This is a genomic window from Microvirgula curvata (assembly GCF_054781615.1).
In genome coordinates, this window is record NZ_BAAGUB010000031.1 from 1 (window position 1) to 13,647 (window position 13,647).

Genomic DNA, 13,647 nt, shown 5'->3' on the forward strand with positions numbered 1-13,647 from the left:
TGGCGCGACCTGCGCAACCGCCGCGCCGGCATGGACGTGCCGGTCACCGTCGGCGTGCTGACCTCCTTTGTCGCCAGCAGCTGGGCACTGTTCAACCATATCGACCATGGCATTTATTTCGACTCGGTGTCGATGTTCGTCTTCCTGCTGCTCGGCGGCCGTTACCTCGAAGGCATGGCGCGCCGGCGTGCCGGCGACGCCGGTGAGCGGCTGGTCAAGCTGATTCCGGCCTTCACCCAGCGCGTGGCCGACTGGCCGGCCGATCGCGACACGCACATGGCGACCGTCGCCAGCGTTCGCCCTGGCGAAGTGCTGCTGGTCAGGCCGGGCGAGACGGTGCCGGTCGACGGCGAGGTGCTGGACGGCCATTCCAGTGTCGACGAATCGCTGCTGACCGGCGAAAGCCTGCCGCAGCCGAAGCAGTCCGGCGACACGCTGATTGCCGGCTCGGTCAACATCGCCAGCCCGCTGTATCTGCGCGCCACCCATACCGGCGAGTCGACCCGGCTGGCCGGCATCGTCCGTCTGCTCGATCAGGCGATGAGCGAACGACCCCGGCTGGCGGTGCTGGCCGACCGGGTGTCGGCGTGGTTCGTCACCACCCTGCTGCTGGTCGCCGTGCTGACCTATGCCGGCTGGTATATGGTCGACCCGGAGCGCGCGCTGTGGATCATAGTCGCCGTGCTGGTGATTTCCTGCCCGTGCGCCCTGTCGCTGGCCACGCCGGCCGCGCTGACGGCTGCCAGCGGCACGCTGGCCGGACGCGGCGTACTGCTGGCCAGGGGCACGGCGCTGGAATCGCTGGCGCAGATTACCGATGCGGTCTTCGACAAGACCGGGACGCTGACCTGGGGTGACATGCAGCTGAAGGACCAGCTCGTGTTCGATGCCCGCATCGACGCCCTGGCACTGGCGCAAGGGCTGGAAGCCGGCAGCGAGCACCCGCTGGCCCGCGCCCTGCTGGCGGCCGGTGGCGAGCCGTTGCGCTGCACCGGCCTGCACAGCGTGGCCGGTCAGGGGGTCGAGGGCGAGTTCGCCGGACGCCGCTACCGGCTCGGCAAGCCCGCCTTCGTTGTCGCCGTCGCCGGGGAGGCACCGGACGCACTGGCCGGATTCGGCGGCAACGACAGCGTGATCGCGCTCGGTGACGCCGGCGGCTGGATCGCCGCCTTCGCCATTGGCGACCGGCTGCGCGACGACGCGGCCGCCGTTATCGCCGCGCTGCGCGCGCGCGGCATCCGTACCCACCTTGCCAGCGGCGACCGCGCCGAAACGGCTGCCGCCGTGGCGGCCACGCTGGGCATCGACCAGGCCCAGGGCGGCATGACCCCGGAAGACAAGCTGGCCTACGTGACTGCGCTGCAGCAGCAGGGACGCCATGTACTGATGGTCGGCGACGGCGTCAACGACGCCCCGGTGCTGGCCCGCGCCGACGTCAGCGCTGCCATGGGCAGCGGGACCGATGTCGCCCGCCTCAGCGGCGACCTGGTACTGGTCGGCAACGGCCTGTCACCCCTGGTCGATGCGCTTGGTATCGCCCGCCGCACCCGGCGCATCATCCGCCAGAACCTGGTCTGGGCGGTCGGCTACAACCTGGTCGCGCTGCCGCTAGCCATCAGCGGCTGGATCACGCCGTGGATCGCCAGCCTCGGCATGGCGTTGAGTTCGCTGCTGGTGGTCGGCAATGCGCTGAGATTGTCGGAGCGGGCGGCGGGGAACAAAAAAGGAAAAGTGGCAGCGTGAATCAATAGCCGGCTTCACGCTGATGACGAAAAGCCAAGACATGATGGAAAGCTTCTCTGGTACGGCTGAAAGCCGGGTTCTTCTATCTAAACAAATTTGTCAGCATCGGGCAGCTTTAAGAGCAAATGGCGTCGCAACATCGCGACTACAACCACGAGCGGGTCAAGCTCACACTGAAAGGGCTGTGTCTTGTGCTGCACAGGACTCTGCCCGCGCAGGCTTAGCCACCGCTTTCTTCAACTGTCCAACTTCTTGGAGGCAGTTCACAGCGCCAAGCTTTTTTGTGTACAACAGCCGCTGGTGGCTGCCCTGTCAAGGCAGAGCCGAGGGCTCACAGGAGCTTGGAGCTGTGGTCTAGTTAGCGCTATTACACCACTGTGGCATCACCCATGCAGAATGGCTGCATTACCTTCACTAGTATCAAATGCAGGATAGTCTGTGTACCCCTTGGAGCCGATAACGCCATAGAAAGTTGACCGATCGCTTTCTGCGAGTGGCCAGTCATTCTGCATCCGTTCAACAAGATCAGGGTTGGCGATATATGGAGTTCCAAAGGCGATGAGGTCCAGATGACCCTTCACCAGCTCTGCTTCAGCAAGTTCGCGGTCAAATCCTCCAGCACCAATCAATGTACCCCGATATGCATTGCGGAATCCCGCCCCAAAATCGGCTGGGACTTCTGCCGCGGAGATGGTAGGTTGATAGTTCAGGTGCACATAGGCCAGTTCTCTTTCATTCAAGGCCAAAGCAACACTCGCCCACGTTTCCGCCTCTTCTGCGAAGGGGTGCAAGTCGTAGAGCCGTCCGAATGGCGAGACGCGGACGCCAACTCGGGAACCACCAATTGCACCGGCCAAGGCATCAACTGTTTCCAGCAAGAAGCGCTGACGGTTGGCGATTGAGCCACCGTACTCGTCGGTGCGGTTGTTCAGCTCGCTGCTGAGAAACTGGTCAAACAGAAAGGCGTTGGCGGCCATTAGTTCGACCCCATCAAATCCTGCTTCGACCGCTCTGCACGCAGATGACACGAAGTCTTGTACAACACGTCGGACTTCATCCGTGCTCAATGCGCGGGGCATGCTGGGAGCAACAGGTCCAGCTTGGCCAGACTCCAGCCATGCGTAAACAGTGGTATTGGTAGCAGGTATTTCACCAGAAGAGACCGGTGGTGCATTATTTGGCTGAATAGAGACATGCGACATTCTGCCGACGTGCCAGAGCTGCGCGAAGATCTTTCCGCCCTTTGCATGCACAGCGTCTGTAACTTTTCGCCATGCTTGGGTCTGCTCGTCAGTGTACAGGCCCGGCGTGTACAGATAGCCGCGGCCCTCGTCGGAAACGGGCAGGCCTTCGGTGATGATCAAGCCGGCCGATGCACGTTGCGCGTAGTAAAGCGCGGTCAGGTCACTGGGAATGTTCTCGGGTGTCCGCGTCCGGGTCATCGGGGCCATGACCACGCGGTTGGCCAATGGTAGGCCAGACAGATCGTAGGGGGTGAAAAGCTTGCTCATGAGGGGTCTCGCGGTTGGGAGCGCAGCCCTGATCTGGGGCTGCTGGTTGCAATGCGGTGCTTGGAGAGGGCCCGGCCTTAGCCTTCCAGGACTTCCAGCTTGGAAACCATTCTGATGGCTTTGGAGAAGTTGGCTAGGTTCACCGAGGTTTTGGTCACGACCTTGTGCAGCTCTTCCAACCGGTCGCGTGAGGCATTGGTGTGCAGCCGTACTACGTAGCTCACTTCGTCGTAGCCGGGGTTTACGTTTTCATCCAAGCCAAGGAACCCGCGCAGGTCCAGCTCACCATCGGTCTCGATTTCCAGGCTGTGCACCGTGATACCCATGGCCGCAGCATTGACCACATAGCCCACGGTCAGGCAGGCGTTGAGCGCAGCCATCAGTAGCTCTTGGGGATTAGGAGCGGAGTTCTGACCCAGCAGTTCGGTCGGTTCATCAGCAGCGATCTCGAAATGGCGTTCGTAGTTCACGCCACTGAGGGAGTAGTGGTTGACCGTTGCCACCGAACGGGTCTGGCCATCCCACTTTGTTTTGACGTTGAAGCGCGCGTTACGCTTGGATGTATCCTCGGCTACGCCTTTCGCAAACTGCTGGAGGGCGGCGATGTCGATACCATTGGGCTTGTTGGTCATTTCTAGTTCCTTTCTAAGTGCGCTTGTGCGCGGAGGATCAAACGATCGCCTTCAGGCGATCGTTTGATCGGGGGCAATTGGTGTAACGAAAGGCTGCTGTGACAGACGGTGAATCAGTGCGTGCAGCCGTCGATGCTGCAACTCTCGCCTTCGCCTGTATCGATCATTGCTTCGGGCGCCTCTTGGGCTGCGTCTAGGATTGCCTTCTCGAAAACGCTTACTTCCTGGGCGCCGGACACATAAACCTTGTCATTGAAGAGGAACAAGGGAATGCCGTTAGCGATGCGGTTTGCTTCCACCTCATCGCGTGCGATTTCTGCTGCGATGCGAGCCGAATCAAATTCAAAGAGGAGGTCGGTCACGCCGACCTCTTTGGCCAGTGAGGCCAGCACGTTCTGGTCAAAAATATCGAGTCCGCCCGTGGTTGCGGCCTTGTAGACACGCTCTGTCATCAGCTGCGCAACCACCGGTGAGCTGGTGCTTTTGATCAGCGCGTGGGCCATCGTCGTGTCTCCGAAACGCATGGTGTCGAAGTTGTAGACCAAGCCTTCCTGGAGCCCATTGGTGCTGACCGCCGCCATCATCCGATCAGCGCCGGCTGCGCTGCCAAACTTCTGATACAGCACGCTCTTGTAGTCCGTCGGCCGCATTCCCTTAGCAAGGCGGTAAGCCTTGTTGGTCAACACGACCTGGACCTGCCCGGCCAACGAAGTAACCGCCTTCTCGAAGCGCTTCTTCGCAATCCAGCACCAGGGGCAAACAAAGTCCGACCAGACTTCTACCTTCACTGTTTTCATCACTATTTCCTTCTGTGTGCTTGGATATGCCTACCATTCAGTAGGTAGATTGTCGAGATAAAAAAAATTGGCCAGTCCTTCCCCCTATGGGGGGAAGTAAACTATCAGGCGTGCTCAACAATGAGCCGAATGACGCTCGGGTTCAGCGGGTCTTCGTCCTTCGTGGCCCAGTTAATGAAGCTCGACCCTTCCAGAACGCTTAGCAGCAGGAAGGCCTTCTGCCTAGCACCGCTGCCCTTGGGAACTTCATTGAGAGCGATGCCGTGCTCCAGTACCTTGGTGAGCCACTTCAACTGCATGTCGAAGAACCGATGCGTCAGTTGCTGCAGGCTCGGCGGCATTGCGGACATTTCTGCTGCGAGCGCACCGCACAAAGGTAGAAGACCGCCTTCAGTACTAGCCCTGAAAATCTGGAAGAACGCCTCCAAGCGGCTGATCACATCCTGATGCTGCACCTCAACGCAATCGAACTGGGTTCGTACGCGGGCGATATAGTCTTCGACGATCGCCGTTCCCAAGTCTTCCTTGGTCGGGAAGTGATGGTGGATGCTCGCCTTCCGGATGCCAACAACCTCGGCAAGGTCCGCATAGCTAAACGCAGTGTAGCCCTTGGTCCGCATGAGATTTTCAGCGGTCTGTACCAAGGAGTCGCGGGTGCCAGCAGCCATGTCTTTTCCTCCATTATTTGGTAGACTTCCGAAAATACTCTACCTACCGCATGGTAGAGTGTCAACCATCGATGACGCAGCCAGATATACTCGTTCGGTTACGAGTTACGCACCGAGTTCTTCATACGCTTCGAGGGCTCGGGAAGAATAGACGTATGCAGCTCCGGCGTTGAGCGCAATCGCCGTGCCCAAGGCTGCAGCAATTTCTTCCTTGGTTGCACCAGCTTTCCTGGCTGCGCCGGCATGCGCTGCAATGCACCCGTCGCAACGAGTGGTCACCGCGACAGCAAGGGAGATCAGTTCGTGTGTCTTGGCATCCAGGACACTATCCTCGCGGGTGGCAAGTTCCAGTTTATGGAAGGCGCCTGCAACCGGCGCGTTCGCCCTGTTGAAACCGCTAACTCGCTTGATGAGCGACTTGAGCTCTTCAGTCCACTTCTTTTCCATTTCGATCACTTTCATGTGTTTGAGTTTACTTGCCAAGCTTGCGTGCAGCTATTACACCACCATCGACATCCCAGACTGCGCCGGTCACCTGCTGCGTATGAAGAACAGAGAACGATTCAAGTTGAGGAAGTTGTCGTAATCCTCGGGGGAGTGCTTCAGGAACGCCTTCGGGTACTATCTGTGTAACCTCAAGTTCAATTCCGCTCGTGCCGCCGACGACGAGGAGCTTGTGACCTTCAAATTACTTGGTATTCATAAATACGCCCTCTCAAGCGAGCAATCTACCAACTAGTAGGTATTGTGTTATTGTGAAGGCGTTAGATGAGGTTGTCAAGCGCTTGAATTGAATGTGTTCAGGGTTGGGGTGGGGGGGCATTCAGATGTCTGAATGAGAGGGTCCCCAGTAATCACTGACCCCTGGCGGCTTCGGATGTAGAAGGGCGTGTAGCACTCGGCACCACACCGATCCACCAACCCCTTGAACAGACTGCCTTGGATGAGCAGTCGCCAGTCGCGCTCGGATGACTTGATCTCTTCAAATGCCCTGCCTCGCAGGGCATCGGGAATGAAGATCTGGGCAAGAAGGCTCTGCGTCAGGCCGGTGTTGCTGGCGAAGTTGATAAAGGAATCAATGCCGAAGGTCAAAATTACTTCAGCGGTGATCTTCTGGCTTTCAAGCAACGGACCTACGGCCAGCTATACTGGCGCGCATCATGCCAGCGCATTTTGGCGTAGCCTTTGGTATGGGCGTCGTCTCGCTGACGGCTGGCTACCGTGCAGACATGGGAAACCGGTATTGAGCGGGCGCTGCTTAATGCTTCACAACAGATCGGCGTGGTTTTTGGCTTGGCGTTTCTTTCGAAGATTGCTGTATTAACTGGGAATAGGGTGATGCCCAATACGTTGCAACAACGCTATCAGGACCACGCAGCGGGAGACATGGTCCTGATGTAATCAGCTAGCGATATCCTCATCAATAACTATGGGGTAGCTTTGGCTCCGTGAGCTCTTACCGTCGTGATAAGCGCGGTGCTTACCGTGATTTTCATCAATTTCAGATCTGCACAGAATACCAATCGTCTTCCGCATGGCTCACCATTGGTGACACCGAGCATGGAAATACTACGCTGTAGGAATTACCGGCAGACATCGGGCGCTACCGGCGCCTATTGTGGTGATTGATCGAGCCTTTCCTGAACCCAACGCGAGATGTCGGGCGCAGGCAAAACTCCTAGGAACCGTGCTAGTTCCTGACCGTGTTCACCATACAGCACGAGCATCGGCACTGATGCGACTCTCAACGAGTTCAGCAGTTGAGAGTCGGTCGCTGCATTTACCTTAACAAATCGAACCTGATCGCCCAAGGCTGCAGCGGCAGCTTCGACCGCTGGCCCCATGGTCGTGCAAGGTGGACACCAAGGTGCTCCAATGTAAAGTAGGAGAGGGCCGCTATTGGAGCGGGTCAAGCGGTTGAATTCTGTGGCGCCCAGTTCTTCCACTTTCCCTGCCCATGAGGGCACAGTCATATTCATCGCCTCACCCTTCCGCTCTGTGACCTATTTTACAAACGCAGCCAGATGGACCTGCAGCGCCTGCTTCGGCATTGAACCAACAATTTCCTTGGCGACCTTGCCGTCGACGAATACTTTCAATGTGGGGATAGACCGCACCCCAAATCGCTGAGCTAGTTCAGGATTCTGATCAATGTCGACCTTGATCACCTGGAGCTTTCCTTCGAGTTCGTCGGAAATTTCCTCTAGGGAAGGGGCAATAGCCCGGCAAGGCGGGCACCAAGGGGCCCAGAAGTCGACCAAGACCGGCGTCTTGCTCTGTATCACATCGGTCTCGAAGTCGAAGGTGGTTGTGCTGCGAGTAGCCATTTGAAACCTCATCTCTATCGGTGTGCACTTTTGCGCGAGTGCATTGATCAGTTGCAAGGGAGCAGCATTCCTTAGCTCGCGTTGCGACTGAACGAAGCACAAAAAATGCTGCATTAAATAAAGTTACCTACTAGTAGGTAGTCTACGATGATGGATGGTCATTGTCAATGGTGCGTGGCGTGCGAGGCAAGTTGTTGATTTAAAAGTAAATAATGTTCATTGCTGGTGGCCCATGCTAGAGACGGCTGGCATTCACAAGCCTCGGTGTAAAGTTAGATCTACCACTAGCTAGGTGGCGCGGCGCTGAGGCGCTCTAGACGAACCGGATGAAGGTTGACATGGAGATCATTGGTTCTGCTGCGCCGGCATGATTACCTACCGAGCCAAAACAGCGGCTTGGCGTGCAAGAATCCGAAGGTTGCGTCGTGCGACGGCAATACGACGCGGTTTGAGCACTCTACAGATGTGAGAACGGTGATGCTCTCGCCATGCTCCGGGCCAACATTGACTCGCATTTTTGCTGCTGCGCGTGTCACGCAGTGGTTACTACGCCTGGCGGCAACGGCCGCCATCGGCACGGAAGATGGTTAATCAGCAATTAACACGGGTCATTCGACTGGTGTTTGCCGTGGTCAATGGCATCTATGGCCATTGATAAATTCACGCCGAGTTGCGTGTCCATTTGCACACTTCTTAAAGTCTCTTGGCAGCCGTAACTGTACGGATGTCATCCGTATGCTTCAATCTAATTTATCGGAACCATTCGATGATTGCATTTGTGTTTTGCGCTCCTGCGCCATCTGCTCCTCCAACTGCTGACGGCCTTGTTTTGCGACTGCAATCGACTTGGCGCTGTCGCGGTAATGTGGGTACATCTGCTCGAAGAGGTCAAGGTTGTATTTTCGAAACCGCTGGATGCTTTGGTCGGCAGCATCTGGCTCGAACTCCAAAAGTTCGAGCACACTGTGGGCACTGCACAGGCTAGACTCAAACAGTTCTCGCTGCACTTGCATAACGTTTCGATCTCGCAACTTGTTCCAGTGCGTTACATCACGCGCTCTGGCCACAATCTGCAGGTGGGCGAAGTGAGCTTGTACCTGATCGACAATTTTCAGCGACTGTTCCACATTATCAACTGCTACCACCAAAATTTTGGCAGTCTCTGCACCAGCGGTACGCAGCAGGTCCAGGCGTGTGGCATCACCATAAAACACTCGGTAGCCAAATTTGCGGGCGGTTTCAATCATTTCCGCATCGTGGTCCAGTACCGTCGCGGCGATGCCGTTGGCCAGCAGAACCCGAGAGACGATTTGTCCGTAACGTCCAAAGCCAGCAATGATGATAGAAGCGCTTTGTTGTTCGGCAATTTCATCCAATTTCGGCACGCCACAATTGGCGTAGCGCGGCAGCACAAGCCGATCAATAGTGGCTAGGATCAAGGGGCTAACCAGCATGGAGACAGCCACCGCCCCAATGAGCAAGGACGCTGCTTGCGTTGTGAGTACATTCGCACCCGCGGCCGCTTGAAACACAACAAAGGCAAACTCACCGCCTTGAGCCAGCAGTAACGTAAAGACCGGGCGTTCCTGATAGGGTAGCTTCATTATTCGTGCAATTGCATAAATAATGATACCTTTAACTGTCAAAAGCCCAGCCACTATTGCCAACATCTGGCTAGGTGATGCGAGCAGCACTTTGAAATCAATGCTCATGCCAACTGCAATGAAAAACAAGCCGAGGAGCAAGCCTTTGAAGGGCTCAATGTCTGTTTCCAGTTCGCGGCGGTACTCGCTTTCGGCCAATAGTACTCCGGCCAGAAAGGCGCCAAGTGCCATCGACAGCCCTACCAGTTGCATCAACGCTGCGATCCCTACTATCAATAGCAATGATGCGGCGGTGAATATTTCTGGCGTATTGGACCTCGCGATCCATCGAAAGATAGGCCTCAAAGCCAGCCGTCCCCCGACCACAATACTGGCAATCACCGCGACAATTGTTAAGACTTCAATTGCCTTTGCTGAAAAATCTGGGGGGGGCGTCTGCCCCGAAACAACACCTAGCAAGGGCAGCAAAGCCAAAATAGGAATTGCCATGACATCCTGAAAAAGAAGGATGGCAAAAGACGATTGCCCACTGGTGGTGGGCAGCAAGTTTCGCTCTCTCATCACTTGCAGGGCGATTGCTGTGCTGGAAAGGGCCAATCCGAGTCCAGACACCAATGCTACGCGCCAACCTACACCAAGCACTATGGCCACAGCAGACAAGGCAAGGGCACAACCAACCACCTGTGCGCTGCCCCAACCAAAGATGGGATGCCGCAAGCTCCATAGGCGCGTGGGCTCAAGCTCAAGTCCCACTAAGAACATCATCAGCACGACCCCAAACTCGGCAAAGTGCAGGATTTCTTGAACGTCACTCACCAACCCCAGTCCCCAGGGTCCAATGGCAATGCCTGCGGCCAAGTAGCCAATAATCGACCCCAGCCCCAATGCTTTGCTCAGTGGCACTGCAATGACGGCGGCACTCAAGTAGACGAAGCTGTTGATCAGCCAGACGGGTATGTGTTCCATGGTCTCAAATGTACAGGCGTTTCTTGGTAGGTGTCTCCATTTTTCCGTGCGCGATGTTTGGCACGGGTTGAGACACTTAGTTTGCTGCTAAGTTGTCACTGATCTGCAAACACTCTTTCATCAGCCGAAAACCACTCAAAGCCTGTTGTGAATCCAGCGGCATCTGTAAGAAACTCCACCTCTCCCTCTGCGAGAGGATTCGGTTGCCGCGCTCGCTGAGTCATGCGACTTAACACTTTTTCTATTCCGTCCAGTTCCGCCGAAAATCGGAATTGGTTTCAAAAAATCCGTCAATTGCGCGGTGCAATGCGACCCCTTGTGCCAAGTCCATGGGCAAGTAGCCGGGCCAAATTCCTTTGGCCCAGTTCCCAATAATGCCGCCGACCACCAAAGCTGGTGTTCTTTTATCAAGAACGGAATGTGCCAGAAAATTAATCAGATTGCTTTAACAAAATATTATGCATGACTTTATTTTTATAAATGTGGTGATTGGTCCACCCTCAGGTGATTTGTAGCGTGGACCTAGCATTGAAAATGCCTCAATTAGAAGCGGCAAATACCTGCTGTTACTGACGTGCCTTCCGGCATGTTTTCATAGCAATTTGTATTGAAATTTGCCAAATTTGGATGGGTGCTAATCATTTTGTACAACTCTGATTGGAGGTAATTTTCATAGTCTTCCTCTGACGCCCAAAAGTACACCCCACCGTAAGTGCCTATCTTGCTTTGTTTGATCCAGACCTTGGATACCAATCCCGGTACTTGTGCATAGCCTAGGGCGAGAGATTTCACAGCCTCTCTGTAGGCTTTTTCATCAATCCCGCTTAGGTTAAATGTGACATGTGTGACATACATAGTTTTGCTCCTGTTTGTAAGCGTTGTTTGAAAATTGCTAGGTTCACAGGGAGAAATTAGTTTATTTTTCTAATCCGTAGCGCGCGGCGCGCGCCAGCGAATCATCACAAATTTCTCGGCCGCCATGGGATGTATCGCCACAATATCGTCAGTTCCTTCTTGGCAACTCCCATCTTCAAGGCAACTGCAAAGCCGTGCAGAACCTCGTCCATACCGTGTCCGATGTCGTGGATACCGACCATGCGCTCGTCTGGCCCAACGCGCACGAGCTTCAATTGCCCCATTTGCCGGTGATGCGTGACCGCGGTGTACATGGGGGTGAACAGGGATACTGGTGTTCTGGTACTTGTCCACCCGAATGTGGCCGGTGTCATCAAGTGCTACTCTGGTGGCCTCCAAGAGAAGCCCCGACGTGTTCGGCTGGCGGCCAATCGCCCACTCCAGGCAATCTTCGGTATAGCTCTGGCCGAAGGGTCAAGCTGCTATCGCTCTTCTTGATGACAGCCTTCGAAACCGAATGAGGATGCAGTGTCACCCCTTTTGCCCTCCATCACCTGCACCAGTGTCCCGCTTAAACATATGCCGTCCCCTGCCTTCTTGGTCGTGGCAGCCACGACCAAGAAAATCAGCTCATGCATTTTGGCATCCAGGACATTGCCTTCTCGTGTCGCCGTTTCGAGTTGATGGAGTGCGTTGGCAACCGGTGCATTCGCCTTGGGAAAATTTTTTATACGCTTGGTCAGTGCAGTCAATTCATTTATTCATTTAGTTTCCATTTTGAGTTTTCTTTGTGCTGTATCTGTTGGTTCTTACTTTCCCAGCTTGCGGGAAGCCATGACACCACCATCCACATCCCAGACTGCGCCGGTCACCCAAGAGGCCTTATCGGAGAGCAGGAAGATAATGGACTCAGCAACATCGTGCGGCGTGCCGTTGCGGCCAAGTGGATGGAAGTCATTGAAATCCTTCAGCGCGCTATCCAGTTTCTCGTCAGGAATGAAGCGCTCGAAAATCCGAGTTTCCACCATTCCGGGGGCGACTGAATTGATACGGATGCCGTTTCCTGCAAGTTCTGCCGCCACATGCTTCGTCATAGCCTCCAGTCCGATTTTGGCCATCGAATAGGCTGATGCGTGAATGGTTTCGATGGCCTGCCGGGCGGCAACTGCAGTGACATTAACGATCGAGCCAGGCCTTCCTTGGGTAACCAGAGAGCTGGCAACCTGCTGTGTGATGAAGAAGATCGCACGGTTCAAGTTGAGGAAATTGTCATAGTCTTCGAGCGAATGCTCAAGAAAGGTCTTGGGGTAAAAAATTCCAGCGGAATTAACCAGTAGATCGATATCGCTGTGTTCGCGCGCCAGCTTGTCGATGAGCGTACGCACGCTAGCGAAGTCCGATAGATCGGCAGAGAAGGCGAAAGCCTTGTCTTCACCAGCAACGGCCGCCAGTTGCTGGCGAGCCACTTCTGTCTTTCCTGGCCGGTTTCCGATGACTACGACTGCGCCACCCTCTTGGGCAACCATCATGGCAGTTTCCAGGCCGATGCCGCTGGTTCCCCCAACGACCAGGAGTTTACGGCCTTCAAAGTTCTTGGCTTGCATCATTATGTGTCCTAAGGGTTATGATTAAAAAGTACACTACCTACTGGTTGGTAGTTAGAATATGCGTGCCAAGTCGGTCTGTCAACTGCGGCAGCTGTTTGAGCTCGGCATTCTCCTCATTGAGTTGGCACAGTTGCTTTAGTTCAGAGGGCCCCAAGCCACCGTACTCCTTGCGCTAGTTGTAGAAGGTGGCGTCGCGGATGGCAGTTCCGCCTGCTGTGGACTTGCCCCCGTACCTCAGGACACCCGTTCCCGCTTCAGGTTGAAGGAATCGCCAGCCGTCGGAACTCCCGGGGTGACCGGTAGCCCAGCGCACTGCGCGGGTGGTGCTCGTTATAGTGCTCGAAGGCCTGCGCCAGGTTCGCCAGCGCGGTTTTCCCGTCCGGCTTTGGCATGAAGGCGATGTAATCCCGCTTCATCGTCCGGACGAAGCTCTCCGCCATCCCGTTGCTCTGCGGACTGCATACCGGGGTCGTCACCGGCTCCAGTCCGATCTCCCGGGCAAAGCGGCGGGTCTCTTCCGCCGTGTAGGCACTGCCGTTGTCACTCAGCCATTGCACGGCATACGGCGGTCGTTCCTGGCCGAAACGGTGCTCGACCGCCGCCAGCATCACGTCGCGTACGTCGTCACCACGGTATCCACGCCGACTGGCGATCCAGCTCAGTGCTTCCCGATCACAGCAGTCCAGTGCAAACGTGACCCGCAGTTTCTCGCCGTTGTCGGCATTGAACTCGAAGCCATCCGAACACCAGCGCGTGTCGCTGGCTGCCACGGCCACACGTCCTTCATGCCGGCGAGCCTGTCCGGGCCGCTTGATCCGCAGCTCCAGCAACAGGCCATGCTCGCGCATGACCCGCTTCCGGTTCACTCTCGGCAAGGCCAACTGATCGCGCTGGCGCCGCAGCACACCCCAGGTACGACGGTAATCCGCGCTGGCCG

Annotated in this window: 16 protein-coding genes and 3 pseudogenes; 2 read left to right on the plus strand and 17 right to left on the minus strand. The window is 56.1% G+C overall.

The features are described 5' to 3' along the window. On the plus strand, window positions 1-1,743 hold a 1,743-nt coding region (locus tag ACYVG8_RS13460; RefSeq protein ID WP_460746026.1), incomplete at its 5' end, for a heavy metal translocating P-type ATPase. 383 nt (window positions 1,744-2,126) lie between these two features. On the opposite strand, the gene ACYVG8_RS13465 is transcribed toward ACYVG8_RS13460, so the two are convergent. The 6 genes from ACYVG8_RS13465 to ACYVG8_RS13490 form a co-directional block, all read right to left on the minus strand. Next, window positions 2,127-3,254 carry an alkene reductase gene (locus ACYVG8_RS13465; protein ID WP_460746028.1) on the minus strand — a complete coding sequence of 376 codons (1,128 nt, stop codon included), beginning with the start codon at window positions 3,252-3,254 and terminating at the stop codon, window positions 2,127-2,129. Window positions 3,255-3,331: 77 nt separating this feature from the next. Further along, entirely contained in the window at window positions 3,332-3,886 is a 555-nt protein-coding gene (locus ACYVG8_RS13470; RefSeq protein ID WP_460746029.1) for an OsmC family protein, read from the minus strand. 113 nt (window positions 3,887-3,999) lie between these two features. Further along, a complete protein-coding gene (locus ACYVG8_RS13475; protein ID WP_460746031.1) occupies window positions 4,000-4,683 on the minus strand; it encodes a DsbA family oxidoreductase in 684 nt (227 codons plus the stop codon). Between the two features lie 104 nt (window positions 4,684-4,787). Next, window positions 4,788-5,351, minus strand: a complete 564-nt coding sequence (locus ACYVG8_RS13480) for a TetR/AcrR family transcriptional regulator (RefSeq protein ID WP_460746032.1) — start codon at window positions 5,349-5,351, stop codon at window positions 4,788-4,790. Between the two features lie 105 nt (window positions 5,352-5,456). Next, the gene (locus tag ACYVG8_RS13485) at window positions 5,457-5,813 is read right to left on the minus strand and encodes a carboxymuconolactone decarboxylase family protein (RefSeq protein WP_460746033.1); all 357 of its coding nucleotides are present in this window, start codon (window positions 5,811-5,813) and stop codon (window positions 5,457-5,459) included. Window positions 5,814-6,128: 315 nt separating this feature from the next. After that, a complete protein-coding gene (locus tag ACYVG8_RS13490) occupies window positions 6,129-6,479 on the minus strand; it encodes a hypothetical protein (RefSeq protein ID WP_460746035.1) in 351 nt (116 codons plus the stop codon). Between the two features lie 93 nt (window positions 6,480-6,572). Here ACYVG8_RS13490 and ACYVG8_RS13495 point away from each other — a divergent pair, with 93 nt between their 5' ends. Beyond that, window positions 6,573-6,752, plus strand: coding sequence for a hypothetical protein (locus ACYVG8_RS13495; RefSeq protein ID WP_460746036.1), 180 nt, complete (start codon window positions 6,573-6,575; stop codon window positions 6,750-6,752). A 212-nt stretch (window positions 6,753-6,964) separates the two neighbouring features. Here the strand turns inward: ACYVG8_RS13495 and ACYVG8_RS13500 are convergent, their stop codons facing one another. From ACYVG8_RS13500 to ACYVG8_RS13550, 11 genes and pseudogenes are all read right to left on the minus strand, one after another. Then, a complete protein-coding gene (locus ACYVG8_RS13500) occupies window positions 6,965-7,330 on the minus strand; it encodes a thioredoxin family protein (protein ID WP_460746037.1) in 366 nt (121 codons plus the stop codon). 24 nt (window positions 7,331-7,354) lie between these two features. Next, window positions 7,355-7,678 (minus strand): thioredoxin, encoded by a 324-nt coding sequence (trxA, locus tag ACYVG8_RS13505; protein WP_460746039.1) that lies wholly within the window; start codon window positions 7,676-7,678, stop codon window positions 7,355-7,357. A 740-nt stretch (window positions 7,679-8,418) separates the two neighbouring features. Beyond that, the gene (kefC, locus tag ACYVG8_RS13510; RefSeq protein ID WP_460746040.1) at window positions 8,419-10,248 is read right to left on the minus strand and encodes a glutathione-regulated potassium-efflux system protein KefC; all 1,830 of its coding nucleotides are present in this window, start codon (window positions 10,246-10,248) and stop codon (window positions 8,419-8,421) included. A 241-nt stretch (window positions 10,249-10,489) separates the two neighbouring features. Beyond that, window positions 10,490-10,687 carry an ACP phosphodiesterase gene (locus tag ACYVG8_RS13515; RefSeq protein ID WP_460746101.1) on the minus strand — a complete coding sequence of 66 codons (198 nt, stop codon included), beginning with the start codon at window positions 10,685-10,687 and terminating at the stop codon, window positions 10,490-10,492. Between the two features lie 104 nt (window positions 10,688-10,791). Next, window positions 10,792-11,103 carry a YdhR family protein gene (locus ACYVG8_RS13520; RefSeq protein ID WP_460746042.1) on the minus strand — a complete coding sequence of 104 codons (312 nt, stop codon included), beginning with the start codon at window positions 11,101-11,103 and terminating at the stop codon, window positions 10,792-10,794. A gap of 104 nt (window positions 11,104-11,207) precedes the next feature. Further along, window positions 11,208-11,477, minus strand: a complete 270-nt coding sequence (locus tag ACYVG8_RS13525; RefSeq protein WP_460746103.1) for a hypothetical protein — start codon at window positions 11,475-11,477, stop codon at window positions 11,208-11,210. Then, window positions 11,440-11,556, minus strand: a pseudogene (locus ACYVG8_RS13530) (hypothetical protein); the annotation flags it as partial. The gene ACYVG8_RS13525 and the pseudogene ACYVG8_RS13530, both read right to left, overlap by 38 nt. A gap of 29 nt (window positions 11,557-11,585) precedes the next feature. Further along, window positions 11,586-11,855 carry a hypothetical protein gene (locus ACYVG8_RS13535; protein ID WP_460746043.1) on the minus strand — a complete coding sequence of 90 codons (270 nt, stop codon included), beginning with the start codon at window positions 11,853-11,855 and terminating at the stop codon, window positions 11,586-11,588. A 57-nt stretch (window positions 11,856-11,912) separates the two neighbouring features. Further along, window positions 11,913-12,710: an SDR family NAD(P)-dependent oxidoreductase gene (locus ACYVG8_RS13540; RefSeq protein WP_460746045.1), complete on the minus strand. Its 798-nt coding sequence runs from the start codon at window positions 12,708-12,710 to the stop codon at window positions 11,913-11,915. A gap of 88 nt (window positions 12,711-12,798) precedes the next feature. Beyond that, window positions 12,799-13,023: pseudogene (locus ACYVG8_RS13545) on the minus strand (hypothetical protein); the annotation flags it as partial. Then, a pseudogene (locus ACYVG8_RS13550) lies at window positions 12,965-13,642 on the minus strand (DDE-type integrase/transposase/recombinase); the annotation flags it as partial. The pseudogenes ACYVG8_RS13545 and ACYVG8_RS13550, both read right to left, overlap by 59 nt. Window positions 13,643-13,647: the final 5 nt, after the last annotated feature.